Here is a 21,747-nt window from a genome sequence, read left to right as displayed (position 1 = left end):
CACGCCCTACCAGGGGTGCCTAAGTTACCGATGTGACGCGAGGGAAACGTTTCCGTACGCCCGCTGTCAGGCGTGGCTCGGCGCGTCGAGACCGGCATCGACCCGGATCGTCTCCGGCAGGTGCTCACGCAGCGCGCCGCCGGCCGCGCGGTCCAGGGCCGCGAGCACCTCGGCGACCACCTGACGGACGTCGCCCGGATCGGCGCCCGCCAACTCCCGCAGCTGCGCGATGAGTTCGGCGGCGTCGTCGTCGGTGGCGGCCACGGGGTCCGCCGACTCTGGTCCCGTCATGGGGGCGAGCCTACGACGCAAAGTGGACGGAAATCGGATATTCGCGAAAGAAGGGACGCTGCCCTTCGGGGGTGGACGAGCGAGGGCTATTCGCGTACCGCGCGGTGCAGGGCCACCACCCCGCCGGTCAGGTTGCGCCAGGCCACGCTGCGCCAGCCGGTCGCGCCGATGCGCCCCGCCAGGGCCGCCTGGTCCGGCCACGCCCGGATCGACTCCGCCAGATAGACGTACGCGTCGGGATTGCTGGACACGGCGCGCGCCACCGCCGGCAGGGAGCGCATCAGGTACGACAGGTAGACCGTGCGGAACGCCGCGTTGACCGGGGTGCTGAACTCGCAGACCACCAGGCGCCCACCGGGCCGGGTGACCCGGGCCAGCTCCCGCAGCGCGGCGTCGGTGTCGGTCACGTTGCGCAGCGCGAACGAGATGGTCACCGCGTCGAAGCTGGCGTCCGCGAAGGGCAACCGCAGCGCGTCCCCGGCCAGCAGCGACACACTGGGGCGGGTGCGCTTGCCCGCGTACAACATGCCCAGGGAGAGGTCGGCGCCGACCGCGTACGCCCCGGACTGGGCCAGCTCCTCGGTCGACACGCCGGTGCCCGCCCCGACGTCGAGCACCCGCTCGCCCGGGCGCAGCCCGAGCGCGGCCCGGGTCGACCGCCGCCACGACCGGTCCTGCCCGAAGGAGAGCACGGTGTTCGTCAGGTCGTAGCGCTCCGCCACGCCGTCGAACATCGCGGCGACCTCGTGCGGCTGCTTGTCCAGGCTGGCGCGCCGGCCCTGCGGGATGCGACTCACCCCTCCACTCTGCCAGCAACCGACGGCCGGTCGGCCGGTGGGTCCGCGCACGACGAAGGGCGGGTGGCGACCGCCACCCGCCCTTCGACCACGGATCCGCTCAGTCGGTCGGCTTCTCGTCGCCCGGGGTCACCAGCACGACCCGGCGCCGCCGGGACAGCAGCAGCAGCGCACCGCCGGCCAGCAGGACGAGCGCGCCGATCCCGCCGATCAGGCCCGCCTGCACACCGGTCACCGGCAGGCCGCCGTCGCCGTCGCCACCGCCACCGCCACCGCCGCCGCCGCCGGGGGTCGACGTGGCACCGGGGCTCGGCGTCGCCGTGCCGCCCGGCGTGGGGGTGGGCGTCGGCGTCGGCTCGGCCGACAGGTCCACGAACGCCTCGAACGTGGTCTGGTTGTCGACCTCGTCGACCTCGGTGAAGGTGCGACGCTGCGCCTGGGTCGCCACCTCCGGCTCCTCCTCCGCGAGGCCCTCGGCGCGCTCCAGCCCGTACGCGAACAGGTCGCCGTACTTGAGCACCGGCTCGGTGACGTCGTCGTCGACCTTCACCCGCACGTCGGCGGTGTAGAACTCACCGGGCTTGACGACCACGCCCGGGTCGTCGCAGAAGAGCTGGTGCCGGCCCTCGAACTCCTGCGCGTCACAGCCCTCCGGCGTCTGCACGAAGCTGACGCCGGCCGGCAGCGTCAGGCCGTAGGTGATGCCGGTGGCCTTGCGGCTGCCGTCGTTGTAGACGGCCCAGTCCAGCGGCACCGGCACGCCGCGCCGGACCGGCTTGAGGTCGGGCTCGTCCGCGACGGCCCCGTTGACGACGACGTTGGCCTGGATGTCCTGCGCCCAGGCAGTCAGGTCGTAGCCCTTGGCGGCGACGCTGATGTCGTGGAACACCTTCTTCAACGGCTCGGCGTTCGCAGCCTTGATCTTGACCTCCAGCGTGCCCGCGTCGCCGCGGCCGCCGGTGCTGAACACGGGGATGCCGAAGTCCTCGGCGGTGCCACCGGGCAGGTCGCCGAGGAGGCAGGTGAAGGTCTTGCCCTTCTTGTCGCAGCCGTCGGGCACGACGACGCGGACCAGGGACCGGTCGAGGCCGCTGGTGTCGACGGTGACCGTGACGGCCGTCGCGTCGACCGACTCGGTGAGGTTCTCGACGCGGAACTTGAACGGCTTGGCCTTCGCGGCCTTGACACCCTCGGCCACCTGGTAGCTGAGCGGGGTCAGGGCGAGCCGCGCCTGGTCGGCGGCCTGCGCCGGGGCGGCAACGGCGGTCAGGCCGCCGGCCGCGAGCAGGGCCACGACGCCGGCGCGTGCCAGCGCCGAGCGGTGGAACGAAGTCATGGGTCGTCCCTCGAGGTTGGAAGGATCATCGGGGGGTTGCGGACCCAGCGGAAACTATCGGAGCTCGATGTCCGACGCCAGTCCCGGCGATCGACATTCGGCCGTCCGGACCCGCCGCGACGGACAGTGCGGGCGGGATGGTGACCCATCCCGCCCGCGCCGCGGTGCATTATGTGAACGGCCCTCGTGGGCCGATGGAGGACTGGTGGACCACCCGCCACCCCATGGTGACGGAGTACGACGCGGCACGCTATCGGCCGACGATCAACTCCACCAGCCCTGACCGACCCCGCGCCCCGCCGAACGGCCAGGAAGGCCCGTACCGCCGAGGCCGGCTGGCGCGCACGCCCGAGCCCGGCTCAACCGAACGGACAGCGGCCGCCGCTCAGCGGGCGTCGACCAGCGGCAACTGCCGGCCGGCCCCGCCGCCGGGCAGCGCGATCGAGGAGAAGTGCGAGACCACCCGCTCGTCGGTCGGGTCGTCGGCCGGGGTGTGGTGCACGGCGAGCCGGTTGTAGAGCGTGTCGCGCTGGGCCGGGATGCGGTCCGCCGAGCGGATCATGCCGATCAGCTCGTGCAGGTTGGACCGGTGCCGCGCGCCGGCCGAGGAGATGACGTTCTCCTCCAACATGATCGAGCCGAGGTCGTCCACGCCCATGTGCAGGGCGAGCTGGCCCACGTCCTTGCCGGTGGTCAGCCAGGAGGCCTGCAGGTGCGGCACCGTCTCGAAGAACAGCCGGGCCACCGCGACCAGCCGCAGGTATTCCAACGTCGTCGCCTGGGTGCGCCCCTTGAGGTGGTTGTTCTCCGGCTGGTAGGTCCACGGGATGAAGGCCCGGAAACCGCGGGTGCGGTCCTGCACGTCGCGGATCATCCGCAGGTGCTCGATCCGCTCCGCGTTGGTCTCGCCGGTGCCCATCATCATCGTGGCGGTCGACTCGATGCCCTGCCGGTGCGCCAGCTCCATGACCTCCAGCCACCGCTCGCCCGACTCCTTGAGCGGCGCGATGGCCTTGCGGGGTCGCTCGGGCAGCATCTCCGCGCCCGCGCCGGCGATGGAGTCCAGCCCGGCCGTCTTGATCCGCGCGATGGCCTCGTCGAGGCTGACGCCGGAGACCTTGGCCATGTGCAGGATCTCGCTCGGCCCGATCGAGTGGATGGCGAGCTGCGGGTAGGCCTGCTTGACCGAGGAGAACAACTCCTCGTAGTACTCCACCCCGTAGTCCGGGTGGTGGCCGCCCTGGAGCATCACCTGGGTGGCGCCCAGCTCGACCGCCTCGCCGCAGCGGCGCAGAATCTCCTCGGTCGGGTGGGTCCAGCCCTCCTTGTGCTTCGGGGCGCGGAAGAAGGCACAGAACTTGCACGCCGTCACGCAGACGTTCGTGTAGTTGATGTTGCGGTCGATCAGGTACGTGACGATGTTGTCCGGGTAGCGGCGCCGGCGCACCGCGTCGGCCGCCTCGCCCAGCGCGTGGAAGGGCGCCTCGGTGTAGAGCAGCAGGGCCTCCTCGGGCGTGATCCGCCCGCCGTCCGCGCCGCGCTGCAGGATGTCGTCGATCTCCCGGCTCACCGTCACGCCTCCGAGCCTACGTCGCCCCGTACCGGTCTCGCCCACGGTGCCCACCTCCTGTCGTCCGGCCCACGCCTCACGCGTCGTAGTCGACCGTCAGCGTGTCCGTCAATGGGCTGGACTGGCAGGTCAGCACGTAGCCGGCGGCCACCTCGTCCGGCTCCAGCGCGTAGTTGCGTGCCATCGTCACCTCGCCCCGCACCACCTTCGCCTTGCAGGTCGAGCAGACGCCGCCCTTGCAGGCGTACGGCAGCTCGCCGCGGACCTTCAGCGCCGCGTCCAGCACCCGCTGCTCGCGTCCCATCGAGAAGGTGGACGACCGACCGTCGAGCACGATCGTCACCTCGGTCCCCGCGCCGGGCTCGTCGGCCGGTCGGCGCGGCGGCTCCGGTGGGGCGTCGACGTGGAACAACTCGGTATGTACCGACGTGTCGGGCACGCCGCGGGCGGCCAGCACCGCGCGGACGTCGACCACCATCCCGTACGGGCCGCAGAGGAACCACTCCTCGACCCGCTCCCCCGGCACGATCGTCTCCAGCAGCCGGGTCATCCGGTCGCCGTCGATCCGCCCGGAGAGCAGCGGCGACTCGCCCTGCTCCCGGGAGAGCACGTGCACCAGGTGCAGCCGCGCCGGGTAGCGGTCCTTCAGGTCGGCCAACTCCTCGGCGAACATCACCGTGCTCGCCGTCCGGTTGCCGTACACCAGGGTGAACGTGCTGGCCGGCTCGATGGCCAGCGCGGTCGCGACCAGCGCGAGCACCGGGGTGATGCCGGAGCCGGCGACCACCGCGCCGTAGTGGCGGACGCGGCCGGGGTCGAACGCGCTCGTGAAGGTCCCGAGCGGGGGCAGCACCTCGATGGTGTCGCCGTCGCGCAGCGAGCCGCACGCGAAGGCGGAGAAGGCGCCGCCGGGCACCTCACGCACCCCGATCCGGAGCCGACCGTGCCGGGCCAGCTCGTCCGGGGTTGAGCAGATGGAGTACGACCGACGCACGTCCCCGTCGCCGTCCGCCTCGGCGGGTCGGGCCCCGGCGGGCAGCCGCACGGTGAGGTGCTGGCCGGCGCGGAACGCGAACGTGGGCCGCAACTCCTCGGGCACCGCGAACGTGACCGCCACGGCGTCGTCGGTGAGCCGGTCGACGGCGGCGACCGGGAGCGGGTGGAAGACCGGACGACGACGGACCGGCCGGGTGATGGTGACTGTCACAGCGCCTTCACGTGGTCGAAGGGTTCGGAGCAGGAGCGGCACCGCCAGAGCGACTTGCACGCGGTGGAACCGAAGCGGCTGAGCTGCTCCGTCTCGGGCGAGCCGCAGCGCGGGCACCGCACCGAGAGGGTCAGCGGCACGGCGCCACCGGCCCGCACCGGCGCGGGCGGGGCGATCCCGGCGGCGGCCAGCTTCGCCCGACCGGAGTCGGAGATCCAGTCCGTGCTCCAGGCCGGACTGTGGACGGTGCGGACCTCGGCGTCCGGGTGACCGGCCGCGGTCAGCGCCCGCCGGATGTCGGCGCGGATGACGTCCATCGCCGGGCAGCCGGTGTAGGTGGGCGTGATGGTGACGACGACCCGGCCGGTGCCGGCGTCCCGGTCGACCGCCCGCAGGATGCCCAGCTCGTCGATGGTGAGCACCCGGATCTCCGGGTCCACCACCGCCGCCACGGCTTCCCTCGGGTCGGTCACCAGCGGGCTCCCGGGTGGGCGCGGTGCAGCACCTGCATCTCGGCGAGCAGGTACGACAGGTGCTCGGTGTGCACGCCGTCCCGCCCCCCGCCCGGCGCAAAGCCCGTCTCGGGCCGGGTGATGGTGGCCGCGGTCAGGATCGCCGTGACGGTCGCGTCGAACTCGGCCCGCAGGGTGGCCGGGTCGACCGGCGCGCTCGGGTCGGGGGTGAACAGCTCCGCCGTGTACGGCCAGACCTGATCGACCGCCGCCTGCATCCGGCGGTGCGACTCCTCGGTGCCGTCGCCGAGCCGCCGCACCCACAGCGAGGCGTGGTCGAGGTGGTAGGCGGACTCCTTGCGGGCCTTGGCGCCGACCGCGGCGAGCCGCTCGTCGGCGCACCCGGCCAGCGCGGTGTAGAGCGGCAGCTGGTAGGCGGCGAGGAAGAGCAGCTTCGCCATGGTCACCGCGAAGTCGCCGTTGGGCAGCTCGACCAGGAGACAGTTGCGGAACTCCCGGTCCCCGCGCAGGTAGGCCAGCGCGTCCTCGTCGCGGCCCGCGCCCTCCAGCTCGCCCGCGTACGTGAGCAGCAGTCGGGCGGCACCGAGCTGGTCCAGGGCGATGTTGGCCAGCGCGATGTCCTCCTCCATCTCCGGCGCGCGGGTCGTCCACTCGGCGAGCCGCTGCGCGGCGATCAACGCGTCGTCGCCGAGCGCCAGCGTGAAGTCGAGCTGCCTGGTTCGCTCGCTGCGCTCGCTCACAGGTGCGCCACCCCGTCCGGCACCTCGTAGAAGGTGGGGTGGCGGTAGACCTTGTCGGCCGCCGGGTCGAAGAAGGCGTCCTTCTCGTCGGGGCTGGACGCGGTGATCGCGGTCGCCGGCACCACCCAGATCGACACGCCCTCCTGCCGCCTGGTGTAGAGATCCCGGGCGTTGCGCAGGGCCAGCTCGGCGTCGGGCGCGTGCAGGCTGCCGACGTGGGTGTGCGACAGCCCGCGCCGGGCGCGGACGAAGACCTCCCAGAGGGGCGAATGCTCCTGCGGGCGGCGTTCCGCCCGTTCGCTGTGCTCGCTCACGCCGCCACCGTCTCCTTCTGTTCCGCTGCCCGCTTCGCGGCGTACGCCACCGCGGCCTCGCGCACCCAGGCGCCGTCCTCGTGGGCCCGGCGGCGGTGCGCCATCCGCTGCCGGTTGCACGGCCCGTCGCCGGAGATCACCCGCATCAGCTCGTCGTAGTCCGGCTGGGTGTAGTCGTACGCCTGCCGCTCGTCGTTCCAGCGCAGGTCCGGGTCGGGGATGGTCAGGCCGAGGATCTCGGCCTGCTGCACGCACATGTCGACGAAGCGCTGGCGCAGCTCGTCGTTGGAGAAGCGCTTGATCTTCCAGGCCATCGACTGGGTGGAGTGCGTCGACTCGCCGTCCGGCGGGCCGAACATCGCCAGCGACGGATACCACCAGCGGTCGACCGCGTCCTGGGCCATCGCCTTCTGCGCCGGGGTGCCGTGGGAGAGCGTGTGCAGGATCTCGTAGCCCTGCCGCTGGTGGAACGACTCCTCCTTGCAGACCCGGATCATGGCCCGGGCGTAGGGGCCGTAGGAGCAGCGGCACAGCGGCACCTGGTTGACGATCGCGGCGCCGTCGACCAGCCAGCCGATCGCGCCGACGTCCGCCCAGGTGAGCGTGGGGTAGTTGAAGATCGAGCTGTACTTCTGGCGGCCGTTGAGCAGCATCTCCACCAGCTCGTCGCGGCTGATCCCGAGCGTCTCGGCCGCCGCGTAGAGGTAGAGGCCGTGCCCCGCCTCGTCCTGGACCTTGGCCAGCAGGATCGCCTTGCGCTTGAGCGAGGGCGCCCGGCTGATCCAGTTGCCCTCGGGCTGCATGCCGATGATCTCGGAGTGGGCGTGCTGGGCGATCTGCCGGATCAGCGTCCGCCGGTACGCCTCCGGCATCCAGTCGCGTGGCTCGATCTTCTGGTCCGCCGCGACGACCTCGTCGAAGTAGCCCGCGAGATCGTCCGCCGAGGCGGGCACGGCGCGCCGCTGTCGGGCCGCCGCCTCCCGCAGCGCGGCCTCGGCCGCCTCGACCTCGCCGAGCAGGCCGCCGCCGGGTGCGTCGTCGGTGGTGCCGAAGTCACTGCCATACATGGCGTCAAGTGTTACAGCTCGCACCTGAAGAAACCAGAGGGTGTAACAGGAAACCGGAGACACCTTCGGTGACCGATCGACCGCCTCCGGTGGCCGAAATTTCCCGATCGGCCCTATGACGCGGGTCACGACACAAAGATGAATGCCCCCAGAAGCCCCATAGCAGACCGATATCCCGTCTTCATGGCAAGTTGCCAGGTGGCGGAATCTGGCGTACGCCACTTGCGGACGTAGACTTTCCCGGTCACACCGATCGGTCACGATCATCGCCAGTCACCATTCGGGCCGCCGACCCCCGGCCCCGGGCGATCCGCCGATCCGTCCTGGCAACAGCCGGTCCCCCCGGCCCTGACATCTGGAGCTCGCCCACTCATGCGTTCCCGCGTGACCATGGTGCTCGCCGTCGTGGCGGTCCTGCTCGGTGGCGTCCTGCTCGTCCCCACCGCGTACGCCCGGCTCGCCGGCGACGGCGCCGCCGACAACGGCGGCAGCGGTGGTGGCAGCGTCGCGGCACCCGCACCCACTCCACCGCCGCCGCCGACGCTGGCCGCCGCGCCGGTGTCGGTGAACTACTCCGGCGAGTTCTTCTCCTGGGCCCTCATGGACCGGGCCACCGGCAAGATCTCCGGCTCGAAGAACATGAGCTCGACCAGCTCGACGGAGTCGATGATCAAGGCATGGATCGTGTCGGACTACCTGCGCCAGCTCGGCGACAAGGAGCCGCCGGCCGACATGCTCAAGGCGGCCAGCCTCGCCATCCGGGACAGCAACGACGACGCGGCCAACAAGGTCTACCGGGCCGCCGGCGGCTCGTACGCCGCCCCGGCGGGCGGCCAGCCCGGCCCGGTGATCAAGCGGGCGATCTCCATCTGCGGCCTGACCGACACGAAGCGCGGCAACGTGCCGAAATACGAGGGCTGGTGGAGTTTCACCCGGATGTCCCCGCGGGACGCCGTCCGGCTCGGTGACTGCATCGCCGACGGCAAGGCAGCCGGCCAGAAGTGGACCAAGTGGGTGCTGGACGAGATGAGCAAGGTGCGCGGCAGCGTGACGCAGCAGCAGGCCACGTCCGGCGGCGGCAAGTGGGGCATCGTGGACGGCCTGCCCGCCGAGATCAAGGCCCAGGGCCCGGTCAGCATCAAGAACGGCTGGACGCGGCTGGCGTACGACGGCAACTGGCACGTGAACTGCCTCGCGGTGACCGGCAAGTGGAGCCTCGCGGTGATGCTCCGTTACCCCGCCGAAAAGCCGCTCTCGTACGGGGCGAAGGTCTGCGCGAGTGTGACGACCCAGCTGGTGACCCCGCAGCCGGGCGCCGCGCTCAAGGTGCCGCAGCAACCGGTCGGGAAGCTCTGATGGCGGGTGCCCGGCGCAGCCGTGGCGGGGAGACCTCCCCGCTGCGACTGATCGCCATCGCGGTGATCCTCATCGGACTGGTCCTCGTGTCGCTGCGGCTGCTCCCCGGCTCGCCCTTCGAGTCCCGGGCCGCCTCCCGCTGGGGCGACGCCCCGGCACCGGCCGGGCGCTCCACCGGCCAGCCCAGCGACCGCAGCAACCGCCCGTCGCCGCAGCCGAGCCCCAGCCCCTCGCTGGAGCCGCTGCCGTTCGTGGCCAAGAACCTCGACGACTTGGACATCGAGGGCTGGTACAGCTGGAGCGTGCTGGACCGCCGGACCGGCGCGATCATCGGTTCGAAGAACATGGGTGAGACCAGCACCACCGCGTCGCTGATCAAGTCCTGGATCGTCGCCGACTACCTGCGCCGGGCCGCCGAGAACGGCCAGACCCCCAGCGACGCCAAGCTCGCCGACGCCACCCGGATCATCCGGGACAGCGACAACACCCGCGCCGAGCAGTTCTACGACAACGTCGGCCGGTCGGCGTCGATCAAGCGTCTGATCTCGATGTGCGACCTCACCGACAGCAGCGTCGCCCCCGACGGCGGCTGGAGCCGCACGGCCCTGTCGCCCCGGGACACCGCCCGGCTGGGAAACTGCATCGCCACCGGCAAGGCCGCCGGCCCGAAGTGGACCGACTGGCTGCTCAACGAGATGCGCCTGGTCCGCGGCGCCGGTGACTTCGGCATCCGCAAGGCGTTCCCGGCCGCCGAGCAGAAGAAGATCGCCATCAAGAACGGGTGGATCGACCGGACCAGGGAGCAGGAGATGCACATCAACTGCCTGGCGATCGGCGACACCTGGACGATGGGCGTGATGGTCCGCTACCCGATCGACATGGGCTACGACTACGGCATGAAGAACTGCCAGAAGATCACCGAGGCGCTGCTCCGCCCCGGCGTCTGAGCCACCCGGCGCGGACCGGCCCCGCGCCGGTCCGGTCGCGGGGCCGGCTGGACGGGGCCGGCTGTCGAACTCCGGTCAGCCGGCGAAGAACGCCGGGCCGCCGGCGGGCAGCGCCGGCACCTCGCCGAGGGCGGCGGCCCGCCCCGCGAACTCCCGCAGCCCGGCCACCTGCCGCTCCCCGAGCGAGAAGTCCAGCGTCCGGAAGTAGGTGGCCAGGGTCTCCGCGTCGAAGGGCTCCCAGCGGGCACCCGCCTCGGCCACCTTGTCCAACTCCTCCAGGGAGAGGTCGCGCGAGCGCAGGAACGCCTCGTGCACCTCCTTCACCATGCCGGGATGCGCGGCGGCGAAGTCGCGGCGCACGGCCCAGACGGCGAAGACCATCGGCAGCCCGGTCCAGTCCCGCCAGGCCTGGCCCAGGTCGGCGACCTCCAGGCCCCGGCCCGGCGCCTCGTACATCGCGCGCAGCGCCACGTCGCCGATGACGACGGCGGCGTCCGCCTCCAGCAGCATCTGGGTCAGGTCGGGCGGGCAGCGGAAGTAATCCGGCCGGACCCCGTAGCGGTCGGCGAGCAGCATCTGCGCCAGCAGCACGCCGGTCCGCGAGGTCGAGCCGAGCGCCACCCGGGCGCGGTCCAGCTCGGCGAGCGGGCGGGTGGAGACGATGTTGACCGACAGCACCGGCCCGTCGCTGCCGACCGCGAGGTCCGGCAGCAGGAGCAGCTCGTCGGCGTGCCGCAGGTACTCGACCTGCGTGATCGGGCCGATGTCCAGGTCACCGGCGACCAGCGCGGCGCTCAGCCGGTCCGGCGTGTCCTTGTGCAGGTCGACGTCGATCAGCGCACCGGATCGCATCAGCCCCCAGTAGATCGGCAGGCAGTTCAGGAACTGGATGTGTCCGACCCGCGGACGGGCGATGCGCTCAGCCATGATCTGACCGTAACCCCGCCCGCCGTGGCCGGCTCACCGGCCCGTCATCGAGTGGCCAAACCCGCACTCGCCGGCACGGGGTCGGACGTCGGCGCCGGCTCGGGGCGCTCCGACCGGGCCACCCGGTTCAGCGGCACCGCGACGGCGCCGACCGCGAGCAGTCCGGCCACCCCGGAGAGGGCGACCAGCGGGCGGGGCTCGGCCACCTCCAGCAGCAGCCCGCCGGCCAGGTAGCCGACCATCGCGGCGCCCTGGACCGCCCCGCCGTAGACCGCGAAGGCCCGGCCACGGGTCGCCTCGGGCACCCGGCGGGCCATCAGCACGGCGCCGAGGACGTTGTTGCCGCCGTTGAGGATGCCTCCCAGCAGCCAGATCGGCACGATCAGCGGCGCGGAGGGCACGGCCGCCGACATCAGCACCATCAGGCAGCAGCCGCCGAGCAGCACCAGACCGGTCCGGGCCAGGGACCCGTCCCGGCGGATCCGCGCGACGAACCGCGCGAAGATCCACCCGCCGGCCAGGACGCCGAGCGTCCAGGCGCCGGTGACCAGGCCGTACATCGTGGTGCTGCTGCGCAGCGTCTCGCGCACGAAGAAGACCTCGAGCACGTTGATCGCGCCGACGGTCCCGACCACGCCGGCCACGCTGACGACCGTGGCGAGCAGCAGCGGGTCGCGACGCAGACGCCAGCCGGCCGGGGCGGTCTGGCCACCGGCGGCCGCCGGCTCCGCCCGCCCGCGGCCACCTCTGCGCGTACGGATGAGCAGCCCCGCCGCCACCAGCCCCAGGTAACCGAGGCCGCCGATCAGCAGGGGGACTCTCGTGCCGAAACCGCCGACCAGCAGCCCCGCCAACGCGGGGCCGGCGAGCGCGCCGAGGGTGCCCGCCGACTGGTGCAGCGCGCTCGCCCGGGGCAGGTCGGCGGGTCGCACCATCGCGGGGACCAGGGCGGCCAGCACGGGCTGGGTGACCGCCAGACCGACGGCGAGCAGGGCGACGAGGACGATCACCAACACCGGGCTGCCCGCGTACGCGAGCGTGAGGCAGATGCCGGTCTGGGCGAGGCCGGCGACCACCAGCAGGACGCGGCTGTCGACCCGGTCGGCGAGCCGCCCGGTCAGCGGGGCCAGCACCACGAGCGGGAGGGTCGCGGCCAGCAGCAGCCCGGAGACGGCCAGTCCACCGGCGCCGGCGCTCTGCAGCGCGAGGGTCAGCGTGCTCGCGGCGAGGAAGTCTCCACAGCTGGAGAGCCCTCGGGAGGCGGTGACCAGCCAGACGTCCGACCAGCGCGACGGAGCAGGTGTGAAGGACATATTTCGAAAATAATCCTTCATACCTGTTTCGGCAAGCCCGCGCCTCAGTCCAGCGGCAGCGCCTTGTAGTGGACGGAGACCGTACGCGCACCGGCCGGCGGGTCCGTCCGCTGCCGCTTGCCGTACGGCTCCAGCAGTCGGGACACCGCCTCGTTCAGCTCGGTCAACTCCTCGGCCGTCAGGAGCAGCTGACGGTCGGCGAGTTGGGCGGCGGCGTACCACTCGGCCGGCTCGTCGGGCGCGCGCCGCAGCCACTCCCTGCTCCGCTCCACCTCGCGCGCCAGCCACGCCTCGATCAGGGCGCTCTCGGCGGCGCGGCTCTCCGGCTCGGTTGTCCGGCCGGCGTCGACCGTCCAACTGGCGGCGACCGACCGCCAGACCCGTTCCCGCGCGTCACCGCGGCTCGGCGCCGGCTCGACGAGCCCGGCCTTCGCCAACTCCCGCAGGTGATAGCTGGTGGCGCTCGGCGACTGGCCGACGATCTCGGCACACTCGGTGGCCGTCGCCCCGGCGGGAAGCGAACTGAGGTGTTCCATGATCGCCAGTCGGACCGGGTGCGCCAGCGCCCGCATCACGGACGGATCGCTGATCGTCACCCGGCTACCCTCGGCACGCGGCTCGGTCATCCCCCCATGATCCCGGCCCGCCCCGGCGCCGCACGTTCCGCCCCGCACCACCGATCGCGGCGGGTCGGGCTCACCGACCCCCGGAAGGCGACATGAAGACGAGCGTGACGATCGGCCAGATCCCGACCGGCTGGGACATCGGCGCGAACCTCGCCGCGATCGAGGAGGTCGTCGGCCACGCCCAACGGGACGACCTGGTGTTGTTGCCCGAGGGCGCGCTGTCGGGGTACGCGCCGGACCTGTCTCCGCTCGCCACACTCGACCGCTGCCGCCTCGCCGCGGCGGTCGAGGCCGTCGCCGACCTGGCCCGGACCCACGACGTCCACATCATCTGCGGCGCCCTGCTGCCCGAGGACGACGCCTGGTGGAACTTGGCTCTCCACTTCGCGCCATCCGGTGACCGGTGGCGCTATCGGAAGATCAACCTGGCCGTCAACGAGCGCCCGGTGCTGCGGGCCGGGGCCGAGCTGCCCACCCGGCGGGTGCCGCAGCCCTGGGGTGACCTCGTCGTCGGCGTCCAACTGTGCCGCGAGATCCGCTACCCCGAGCAGTGGCAGCACCTGGCCCGCTCCGGCGCGGCCGCCTTCGTCTTCCTGACCAACGCGGCAAGTCCCGAGGCCGTCCCGGGCGTCTGGCGCAGTCACCTGATCAGCCGTGCCGCCGAGAACCAGCGCTTCGTCTTCGCGGTGAACCTCGCGGATCCGCGCCAGCACTGCCCCAGCATGGTCGTGTCGCCGCGCGGCGCGGTGCTCGCCGAGCTGCCATCCGGCGAGACCGGCACGGTCCGCGTCACCGTCGACCTGGCCGAGGTCTCCGACTGGAGCCTCGACCAGCAGCGACGCGACGTCCTCGACCTGCGGTACCGCCCACCGTCGGCGTCCGAGGTAATTCGGTTGACCAGCCCGTGACGGGGAGTAAGCTGCTCGTTCCGCCTGACGGCCGAGGTGTGTAGCACCGTAGCGGACGTCCCCGCGCCGACCCACGAGTCGGAAACGCGAGCGGCAGTGTTCTTTCCGTTTCGAGGAGTACGCGGATGACCCTGCACGCCCAAGATCAGTCTTTGGACACCGAGCTCGCCGCCGAGCGGGCGCACCTGGACGGCTCCCGCGCCGCGCTGCGTCGGATGCGGGAGCGCGCGGAGTCGCTCTTCGCCACCGGTGACAAGGTCGCCGGCGACGCCTACACCGCCGAGCAGTTGGGTCGCCACATGGCGCGGCGGGTGAAGGAGCTGGCCGACGACCCCACCACCCCGCTCTTCTTCGGGCGGCTCGACTTCGACGGCGCCGACCACGCGGGCCGGCGCTACCACATCGGCCGCCGGCACGTCACCGACGAGCGCGGCGAGCCGATGGTGCTGGACTGGCGGGCGCCGGTCTCCCGTTCGTTCTACCGGGCCAGCGCCCGTGACCCGCAGGGCGTCGCCGTCCGGCGTCGCTTCGGGTTCAGCACGGGCGTTCTCACCAGCTTCGAGGACGAGCACCTGAACCGGGGCGAGGAGCTGGGTACGACCAGCCGGATCCTGACCGCCGAGATCGAGCGCCCGCGCGTCGGGCCGATGCGCGACATCGTCGCCACCATCCAGCCCGAACAGGACGAACTGGTCCGCGCCGACCTGGCCGACTCGATCTGCGTCCAGGGGGCGCCGGGCACCGGAAAGACCGCGGTCGGGCTGCACCGGGCCGCGTACCTGCTCTATCTGCACCGGGAGCGGCTGCGCCGGGCCGGGGTGCTGATCGTCGGCCCGAACCGGGCGTTCCTGTCGTACATCGCGGCGGTGCTGCCCGCGCTCGGCGAGGTGGAGGTCGCACAGTCGACGGTGGAGGACCTGGTGGACCGGGTGCCGGTCCGGGCCGTCGACGACCCCGCCGTGGCCACCTTGAAACACGACGCGCGCCTGGCCGAGGTGCTGCGCCGGGCGGCCGAGGCGCTCATCGCGGAGCCCACCGAGCCGATCATGGTCTCCGACGGTTCGTTCCGCTGGCGGATCGGTGTGGAGCCGCTGCACCGGCTCATCGAGGAGACCCGCCGGGAGGGCCTGCCGTACGGGGTGGGTCGGGAGCGCGTCCGCGCCCGCGTGGTGAGCCTGCTGCAACGGCAGGCGGAGGCGCGCCGGGCCGAGTCGCCCAGCGACGCCTGGCTCCGCCGGATGGGCAAGTGCCGTCCGGTGACCGAGTTCCTCGACGCGGTGTGGCCGGCCCTCACCCCGGAGGGCCTGGTGCACACCCTGCTCGCCGACCCGGCGACGCTCGCCGCGGCGGCGGAGGGCGTGCTCACCCCCGAGGAGCAGGCGCTGCTCCAGGGGCGGAGCGTCGACGGCGAGGTGGACGGGGCACCGGCGGGCACGCGGTCCGGCCGGGCCACGGCGGGCACCAGGCTGGGCCGGACCCCGAAGGCGACCCGGTGGACGGCCGCCGACGCGGTGCTGATCGACGAGGCGGCCGGGCTGATCGAGCGGCCGGCCGGATTCGGTCACGTGGTGGTCGACGAGGCGCAGGACCTGTCGCCGATGCAGTGCCGGGCCATCGCGCGGCGCAGCGAGCACGGCTCGATCACCCTCCTCGGCGACCTGGCGCAGGGCACCGCGCCGTGGGCCGCCACCGACTGGCGGGAGTCCCTGGCCCACCTGGGCAAGCCGGACGCCGTCGTGGTCCCGCTGACCGTGGGCTTCCGGGTTCCGGCGGCGGTGGTGGCGTTCGCCAACCAGTTGCTGCCGGCGCTCGCCGTGGACGTACCGCCGGCCGAGTCGCTGCGCCACGACGGCAACCTGGACGTGCGTACGGTGACCGATCTGACGGCGGCCGCGGTGGCCGAGGTGCGCGCGGCGCTCGCGCACGACGGATCGGTCGGCGTGATCGCCGCGGACGACGCCGTGGACGCGCTGCGCGCCGCGCTCGACGCGGCCGGCGTGCCCACCGCGACCGCCGACGACGTGGTCGCCGCGGAGCGCGTCACCGTGGTCCCCGCGACGCTGGTCAAGGGCCTGGAGTACGACCACGTGGTGGTGGTCGAACCGGCGGCGATCGTGGCCGCCGAGCCGCGCGGGCTGCACCGGCTGTACGTGGTGCTCACGCGTGCGGTCTCCCGGCTCGCGGTGCTGCACAGCGCGCCGCTGCCCGCGCCACTGAGCTGAGCGAGGCGGGCGGGTCCCGGCGGGACCCGCCCCCGCCGGCCCGCTCCGCCGGGGCCTGGTCCGCCGAGGCCCGGTCAGCCTCGGCCCGGTCAGCCTCGGCCCCGTCCGCCCCGGCCCCTGAAGCGGCGCCGGTCGGGGCAGCGCGGCATTGACTTTGTATTTTAAAGTTCTTTGCATGACCCGCCAGGACGATCTTCCCCCGGCGGACGCGGCCGACGCGCTCCGCCTGATCGAGGCAGAACGCGCGGCCGCGGCGAGCCGGCTCCAACCGGACGCCCGGCTGGTCTACTGGCCGTGGGCTGTCGCCTGGTTCATCGGCTTCGGGCTGTACTTCCTGCGGTTCTCCCCCGACGGTCGGGTGCTGGTCCGGCTGCCCGGCTGGCTGCCACTGACCGTCCTCTTCACCCTGCTCGTGGCCGCCGCCGTGGCGCAGGCGGTGGCGAGCGCGCGGGCCTACGGGCAGGTGACCGGGGACTCAGCCCAACGTGGACGCTGGTACGGCTACGCCTGGGCCCTCGGCTCGCTGGGCATCTTCGCGGGGCTCGGCCGGATCGCCGAGCACCTGCCGCACGACCTGGGCGGGCTGCTCTGGTCGGCGACCGCCGTCGGGCTGACCGGCGCGCTGCACATGGCGGGCGGCGCCATCTGGCTCGACCGGGACCTGTTCCGCCTGGGCGCCTGGATCAGCGCGATCAACCTGGTCGGCACGTTCGCCGGGCCCGGCTGGCACGCGCTGGTCGTCTCGGTGGCCGGCGGCGGCGGGATCCTGGTGGTCGGCGCGCTCGCCCGACGGCGACAGTGGCACGGGTCGTGACCGACCTCGACCCGGTGATCCACGCGCAGGCCCGGCTCCGGGTGGTGGCCACCCTCTCCGCCCTGGGCGACGGCGACCGCATCACCTTCCCCCGACTCCAGGAGCTGCTCGGCATGACCGCCGGCAACCTCTCCGTGCACCTTCGCAAGCTGGAGGACGCCGCGTACGTCGAGATCACCAAGACCCACCGTGGACGGACGCCCGCCACCCTGATCCGACTGAGCCGGCGTGGCCGGCTGGCGTTCGAGGAGTACACCGAGTCGATCCGCGCCCTGCTCAACCCCACCGACCTCAAGGAGCAGCCATGATCCTCGCCCGCGCCGACCAGGCCACCCGCCGGTACGGCGACGTCCTCGCCCTCGACCGGGTCGACCTCGACGTGCACGCCGGGGAGCTGGTCGGCCTTCTCGGGCCGAACGGCGCCGGCAAGAGCACCCTCATGAACCTGTTCGTGGGGATCCGCCGCCCCACCTCGGGCCGGGTCGAGCTGTTCGGCGGCGACCCGCGCGTCCCCGCGTCCCGCCGGCAGATCGGGGTGACCCCGCAGGAGACCGGCCTTCCCGGCACGCTGCGGGTCGGCGAGGTGGTCGACTTCGTCTCCGCGCACTACCCCGACCCGGTGCCCCGCGGCGAACTGCTGGACCGCTTCGGCCTGACCGCGCACGCCCGACGGCAGACCGGGGGCCTGTCCGGCGGCCAGCGCCGCCGGCTCGCCGTGGCGCTCGCCTTCGTCGGGCGCCCCCGGCTGGTGCTGCTCGACGAGCCGACCACCGGCCTGGACGTGGAGGCCCGGCACACCCTCTGGGACGCCATCCGCGCGTTCCACGACGACGGCGGAACGGTGCTGCTGACCAGCCACTACCTGGAGGAGGTGGAGGCGCTGGCCCGCCGGGTCGTGGTGATCGGCCAGGGCCGGGTGCTCGCCGACGACACCGTCGACGCGGTCCGCGCCGTCGTCGGCGTACGCCGGGTGAGCCTGGTCGCCGACGCCCTGCCCACGCTGCCCGGGGTGGTACGCACCGAGCGGATCGACGGCCGCACCCACCTGCTCACCACCGACGCCGACCAGCTCGTCCGGGACCTGGTCACCGCCGGGGTGCCGTTCGCGGACCTGGAGGTGCGCCCCACCTCGCTGGAAGAGGCCTTCCTGGCGATCACCGCCGAGCACGCGTCCTCGCCCACCGGCGTCGAGGACGGCAGCGACATCGGCGACACCTCCGCCACCACGCGCCCGTCGGCCACCGCCTCCGTGGCGGGCGGCCGACCGACCACCCCCGCCTGAGGAGGCGACCGTGCAGCTCGCCCTGGTCCACGCCCGCTACCAGTTGTTGGAGACGGTCCGGATTCCGATCGCCATCTTCGGCAGCGCGTTCTTCCCGGCCGCCGCGATGCTCTTCTTCGTGGTCCCGTTCGCCGGCAAGGACCCGATCGGCGCCACGTTCGCCACCGCCTCGATGGTCACCTTCTCGGTGATGAGCGCCAACATCTTCCAGTACGGGGTGGGCGTCGCCGAGGACCGCGACCAGCCGTGGAATCCGTACACCCGGACCCTGCCGGCCGGGCCGGCGCCACGGTTCGCCGGCCGGGTGCTCGCCGGCCTGGCGCTCACCTACCTCTCGCTGATCCCGGTGGTGGTGATCGGCGCGCTGCTCACCGCGGCGGAGATCACCCCGGCCGCGTTCCTGCTGGCCCTCGTAACCGTCGCGGTGGTGTCGGTGCCGTTCACGCTGATGGGCCTCGCCATCGGCTACTCGCTGCCGAGCAAGGCGGCGATCGTGGTGGCGCAGATCGTGTTCTTCCCGCTCGCCTTCGGCGGCGGGCTGCTCAGCGCGCCCGACGACGCGCCGGGCTTCATCGAGACGATCGCTCCCTACCTGCCCACCCGGGGCGCCGTCGAGCTGATGTGGTCGGCCGTCGGTGACTACCCGGTGCAACCGCTCTCGCTGCTCATGCTGGGTGTCTGGGTGGTGCTGCTCGCCGGGCTCGCCGGGTGGGCGTACCGGCGGGACGAGGGTCGCCGGTTCAGCTGACCATTTGTCCGTTTCCCCCGCGTACGTGGGCGGGACGGTGCCAGGATTCCAGGCAGGGAGCCGTGCCGGGCGCCCGCAGCCGAGAGGGGTCGACGTGAGCACCGTCCCGCCGGGTACGCCCTGCTGGGCGGATCTCGCCACCCCGGACCTCGCCGACGCGCGGCGCTTCTACCCCGAACTCTTCGGCTGGACCGGTCGGGTGACGACCGAGCCGGAGGCCGGCGGCTACACGGTGTTCCAACTGAGCGGTCGGGCGGTCGCCGGCGCCGGACCGCCGGCCATCCCCGACCAGGTGCCGATCTGGTCCACGTACGTCGCCACCGACGACGCCGACCTGGTCGCGGGGCGGGTCGAGCGGGCCGGCGGGCAGGTGGTCGTGCCCCCCTTCGAGGTGTTCGACCGGGGCCGGATGGCGGTCTTCGCCGACCCGGCCGGCGCGTCGTTCAGTGTGTGGCAGCCGATGGCCATGGCCGGCGGCGAGGTGTTCAACGTCCCCGGCGCGATGAGCTGGAACGAACTGGTCACGCCCGACCCGGAAGGGGCGAAGGTCTTCTACGAGCTGGTCTTCGGCTGGCACCCGGACGACCAGCAGGTCGGCACGATGACCTACACCGGCTGGCGGATGGGGACGCAGATCGTCGCGGGGATGATGCCGCCACTGGCCGGGGACTTCCCGGACGACCTGCCCGCGTACTGGACGGTCTACTTCGCGGTCGCCGACGCCGACGCTGCCGCCGCCCGCGCCGCCGAGCTGGGCGGGACCATCCTGGTGCCGCCCCGCACCAACCCGGCGGGCCGGTTCGCGTCGCTCCGCGACCCCCAGGGCGCCCTCTTCAGCATCATCGAGGTCCCCCCGACCTGACCGACCCGGACGGAGGTCACGGGTGGGGACGGATGGGGACCACCAGGGGGCCGTGATCACCGTCGACCACCCGGACGCTGGCCCGGTAGTGCGTGGCCAGCAACTGCTCGGTGAGGACCTCGCGGGGAGTGCCCGCCGCGACCACACGGCCACCGGCGAGCAGGACGAGCCGGTCGGCGTACTCGCCGGCGATGGAGAGGTCGTGCATGGTGGCGAGCACCGTCAGCCCGCTCTCCCGGCGCAGCTGGTCGACCAGCTCCAGCACCTCCTGCTGGTGGCCGATGTCCAGGGCGCTGGTCGGCTCGTCGAGCAGCAGCAGCGTGGCGCCCTGGGCGAGCGCGCGGGCCAGGAAGACCCGCTGGCGTTCCCCGCCGGAGAGGGTCGCGAGTTCGCGTCGGTGGAAACCGGCCAGGTCGAGCCGGTCGAGCGCCTCGTGCACGGCCGCAAGGTCGGCGGTCGACTCCCGCCCGAGCGGCGGGATGTACGGGGTCCGGCCGAGCAGCACGTAGTCGAGCACCGACATCCCGGGCGGCACCACCGGGGACTGCGCGACCGTGGCCACCACCCGGGCGCGGGCCCGGCGACGCAGCGACGCGATCGGCGTACCGAAGAGGGCGACCGCGCCGGACGCGGGCAGCAGGCCGCCGACGGCGCGCAGCAGGGTCGACTTGCCGGCGCCGTTGGGGCCGATCACGGTGACCCACTCGCCGGCGGCGACGGTCAGGTCGACCCCGGTGAGGATCGGCGTGCGGTCCAGCGCGAGGTGCAGGTCCCGCACCTCGACGGCGGCCGCCTCCCCACCGCCCGCGACGACTCCGCCCGCGGCGGCACCGCCCGTTCCGCCGGCGCTCATGTCAGCACCCGGCGGGCGGTGCGCAGGACCAGGACGAAGAACGGGCCGCCGAGCAGCGCGGTCACCACGCCGATCGGGATCTCGGCGGGAGCGGCGGCGGTGCGCGCGACCACGTCGGTGAGCGCCAGGAAGGCCGCACCGAAGAGCAGGGACAGCGGCAGAATGACGCGGTAGCTCGACCCGGCGAGCAGCCGTACGGTGTGCGGCACGATGATGCCGACGAAGCCGATCAGGCCGGTCGCGGAGACCGCGGCGGCGGTGCCCAGCGACGCCGCGGCGATCAGCAGATAGCGGGAGCGCTGCGGGTGCAGGCCGAGGCTGCTCGCCTCGTCGTCGCCCACCGAGAGGACGTCCAGCTCCCGTCCGTGCAGCAGCACCACGACGGCGGTCAGCACGAAGTAGGGCAGGACCAGCAGCACGTCGTGCCAGCCGGCGGTGGCGAGCCGGCCCAGCAGCCAGGAGTAGACCGCCTGGATGCTGTCGGCGTGCTGCTGCAGCAGGTAGGTCTGGCCGGCGGAGAGGAACGCGGAGACCGCCACTCCGGCCAGGATGAGCATCGCCGGGGAGCGACCCCGGCCGCCGGCGCCCCCGAGCAGGTAGGTCATCGCCACCGCGCCGAGCGCCCCGACGAACGCGGCGAGCGGGATGGTGAGCGGCAGCCCGGTCAGTGCGCCCGAGGTGCCGGCGCCGCCGAGGGCGATCACGGCGGTCACCGCGAGGCCCGCGCCGGCCGCCACCCCGAGCAGGTACGGGTCGGCCAGCGGATTACGGAAGACGCCCTGGTAGCAGCCGCCGGCCAGGGCCAGCATCCCGCCGACGAGCAGGCCGAGCACCACCCGGGGCAGCCGCAGCTCGGTGACGATGGCGATCTCCCGCTCGGTCAGGCCACTGTCCAGGTGCACGCCGGGCAGCAGGTTGAGCAGTTCGGCGGCGACGCTGCCGGGCGGAAGGCTGACCGGGCCGAGGGACACCCCGGCCACCAGCGCGACGAGCACCGCGACGCCCCCACCGGCCAGCCAGAGCGGACGCAGGCCGGCGGGCCGGGACGTCGGTGGCGTCCCGGCCGGCCGGGTGGGTGGTGCGGTGGGCGCCAC

At 73.1% G+C, this 21,747-nt stretch carries 23 protein-coding genes; 9 read left to right on the top strand and 14 right to left on the bottom strand.

Annotated features, from left to right (window positions below; genetic code table 11):
* Positions 1-66: 66 nt before the first annotated feature.
* The 9 genes from ACIBTV_RS06550 to paaA form a co-directional block, all read right to left on the bottom strand.
* Positions 67-291, bottom strand: a complete 225-nt coding sequence (locus ACIBTV_RS06550; protein WP_396703003.1) for a hypothetical protein — start codon at positions 289-291, stop codon at positions 67-69.
* 86 nt (positions 292-377) lie between these two features.
* Complete coding sequence (locus tag ACIBTV_RS06545) at positions 378-1,088, bottom strand: demethylmenaquinone methyltransferase (RefSeq protein WP_396703002.1); 711 nt, start codon at positions 1,086-1,088, stop codon at positions 378-380.
* Positions 1,089-1,188: 100 nt separating this feature from the next.
* Positions 1,189-2,424, bottom strand: coding sequence for a cell wall anchor protein (locus ACIBTV_RS06540; RefSeq protein WP_396703001.1), 1,236 nt, complete (start codon positions 2,422-2,424; stop codon positions 1,189-1,191).
* Between the two features lie 385 nt (positions 2,425-2,809).
* A complete protein-coding gene (gene mqnC, locus ACIBTV_RS06535; RefSeq protein WP_091593249.1) occupies positions 2,810-4,000 on the bottom strand; it encodes a cyclic dehypoxanthinyl futalosine synthase in 1,191 nt (396 codons plus the stop codon).
* A gap of 70 nt (positions 4,001-4,070) precedes the next feature.
* Entirely contained in the window at positions 4,071-5,201 is a 1,131-nt protein-coding gene (gene paaE / locus ACIBTV_RS06530) for a 1,2-phenylacetyl-CoA epoxidase subunit PaaE (RefSeq protein ID WP_396703000.1), read from the bottom strand.
* Entirely contained in the window at positions 5,198-5,674 is a 477-nt protein-coding gene (gene paaD / locus ACIBTV_RS06525) for a 1,2-phenylacetyl-CoA epoxidase subunit PaaD (RefSeq protein WP_396702999.1), read from the bottom strand. Before paaD ends, paaE begins: the two co-directional genes overlap by 4 nt.
* On the bottom strand, positions 5,671-6,414 hold the full coding sequence (paaC, locus tag ACIBTV_RS06520) for a 1,2-phenylacetyl-CoA epoxidase subunit PaaC (RefSeq protein ID WP_396702998.1): 744 nt from the start codon (positions 6,412-6,414) through the stop codon (positions 5,671-5,673). Before paaC ends, paaD begins: the two co-directional genes overlap by 4 nt.
* A complete protein-coding gene (gene paaB / locus ACIBTV_RS06515) occupies positions 6,411-6,728 on the bottom strand; it encodes a 1,2-phenylacetyl-CoA epoxidase subunit PaaB (RefSeq protein WP_396702997.1) in 318 nt (105 codons plus the stop codon). The genes paaC and paaB overlap by 4 nt, the downstream gene beginning before the upstream one ends.
* Positions 6,725-7,795, bottom strand: coding sequence for a 1,2-phenylacetyl-CoA epoxidase subunit PaaA (paaA, locus tag ACIBTV_RS06510; RefSeq protein ID WP_396702996.1), 1,071 nt, complete (start codon positions 7,793-7,795; stop codon positions 6,725-6,727). The genes paaB and paaA overlap by 4 nt, the downstream gene beginning before the upstream one ends.
* Positions 7,796-8,167: 372 nt before the next feature.
* Between paaA and ACIBTV_RS06505 the strand changes: the two genes are divergently transcribed.
* Together ACIBTV_RS06505 and ACIBTV_RS06500 are read left to right on the top strand one after the other, a co-directional pair.
* Positions 8,168-9,151 carry a hypothetical protein gene (locus ACIBTV_RS06505; protein ID WP_396702995.1) on the top strand — a complete coding sequence of 328 codons (984 nt, stop codon included), beginning with the start codon at positions 8,168-8,170 and terminating at the stop codon, positions 9,149-9,151.
* The gene (locus ACIBTV_RS06500; RefSeq protein WP_396702994.1) at positions 9,151-10,098 is read left to right on the top strand and encodes a hypothetical protein; all 948 of its coding nucleotides are present in this window, start codon (positions 9,151-9,153) and stop codon (positions 10,096-10,098) included. The genes ACIBTV_RS06505 and ACIBTV_RS06500 overlap by 1 nt, the downstream gene beginning before the upstream one ends.
* A gap of 75 nt (positions 10,099-10,173) precedes the next feature.
* Here ACIBTV_RS06500 and ACIBTV_RS06495 read toward each other — a convergent pair whose 3' ends face one another.
* The 3 genes from ACIBTV_RS06495 to ACIBTV_RS06485 are packed head-to-tail and all read right to left on the bottom strand — an operon-like array spanning position 10,174 to position 12,964.
* The gene (locus ACIBTV_RS06495; RefSeq protein WP_396702993.1) at positions 10,174-11,025 is read right to left on the bottom strand and encodes a menaquinone biosynthetic enzyme MqnA/MqnD family protein; all 852 of its coding nucleotides are present in this window, start codon (positions 11,023-11,025) and stop codon (positions 10,174-10,176) included.
* Between the two features lie 44 nt (positions 11,026-11,069).
* A complete protein-coding gene (locus ACIBTV_RS06490; protein WP_396702992.1) occupies positions 11,070-12,338 on the bottom strand; it encodes an MFS transporter in 1,269 nt (422 codons plus the stop codon).
* Between the two features lie 44 nt (positions 12,339-12,382).
* On the bottom strand, positions 12,383-12,964 hold the full coding sequence (locus ACIBTV_RS06485; protein ID WP_396702991.1) for a helix-turn-helix domain-containing protein: 582 nt from the start codon (positions 12,962-12,964) through the stop codon (positions 12,383-12,385).
* Positions 12,965-13,056: 92 nt separating this feature from the next.
* Here ACIBTV_RS06485 and ACIBTV_RS06480 point away from each other — a divergent pair, with 92 nt between their 5' ends.
* From ACIBTV_RS06480 to ACIBTV_RS06450, 7 genes are all read left to right on the top strand, one after another.
* A complete protein-coding gene (locus ACIBTV_RS06480; protein ID WP_396702990.1) occupies positions 13,057-13,872 on the top strand; it encodes a carbon-nitrogen hydrolase family protein in 816 nt (271 codons plus the stop codon).
* 125 nt (positions 13,873-13,997) lie between these two features.
* Positions 13,998-16,094: a HelD family protein gene (locus ACIBTV_RS06475; RefSeq protein WP_396702989.1), complete on the top strand. Its 2,097-nt coding sequence runs from the start codon at positions 13,998-14,000 to the stop codon at positions 16,092-16,094.
* A gap of 175 nt (positions 16,095-16,269) precedes the next feature.
* Entirely contained in the window at positions 16,270-16,908 is a 639-nt protein-coding gene (locus ACIBTV_RS06470; protein WP_396702988.1) for a transporter, read from the top strand.
* Positions 16,905-17,216: a transcriptional regulator gene (locus ACIBTV_RS06465; RefSeq protein ID WP_396702987.1), complete on the top strand. Its 312-nt coding sequence runs from the start codon at positions 16,905-16,907 to the stop codon at positions 17,214-17,216. The genes ACIBTV_RS06470 and ACIBTV_RS06465 overlap by 4 nt, the downstream gene beginning before the upstream one ends.
* Positions 17,213-18,190 (top strand): ABC transporter ATP-binding protein, encoded by a 978-nt coding sequence (locus ACIBTV_RS06460; protein WP_396702986.1) that lies wholly within the window; start codon positions 17,213-17,215, stop codon positions 18,188-18,190. The genes ACIBTV_RS06465 and ACIBTV_RS06460 overlap by 4 nt, the downstream gene beginning before the upstream one ends.
* A 10-nt stretch (positions 18,191-18,200) precedes the next feature.
* Positions 18,201-18,938: an ABC transporter permease gene (locus tag ACIBTV_RS06455; protein ID WP_396702985.1), complete on the top strand. Its 738-nt coding sequence runs from the start codon at positions 18,201-18,203 to the stop codon at positions 18,936-18,938.
* A 94-nt stretch (positions 18,939-19,032) separates the two neighbouring features.
* A complete protein-coding gene (locus tag ACIBTV_RS06450) occupies positions 19,033-19,800 on the top strand; it encodes a VOC family protein (protein WP_396702984.1) in 768 nt (255 codons plus the stop codon).
* Positions 19,801-19,816: 16 nt separating this feature from the next.
* Here the strand turns inward: ACIBTV_RS06450 and ACIBTV_RS06445 are convergent, their stop codons facing one another.
* Positions 19,817-20,653 carry an ABC transporter ATP-binding protein gene (locus ACIBTV_RS06445; protein ID WP_396702983.1) on the bottom strand — a complete coding sequence of 279 codons (837 nt, stop codon included), beginning with the start codon at positions 20,651-20,653 and terminating at the stop codon, positions 19,817-19,819.
* Positions 20,650-21,747 (bottom strand): FecCD family ABC transporter permease, encoded by a 1,098-nt coding sequence (locus ACIBTV_RS06440; RefSeq protein ID WP_396703222.1) that lies wholly within the window; start codon positions 21,745-21,747, stop codon positions 20,650-20,652. Before ACIBTV_RS06440 ends, ACIBTV_RS06445 begins: the two co-directional genes overlap by 4 nt.

Source organism: Micromonospora sp. NPDC049366 (assembly GCF_044466625.1).
Lineage (GTDB): Bacteria > Actinomycetota > Actinomycetes > Mycobacteriales > Micromonosporaceae > Micromonospora.
The sequence above is the reverse complement of the archived record's forward strand: the minus strand, read 5'-3'. Positions and strand labels throughout refer to the sequence as shown.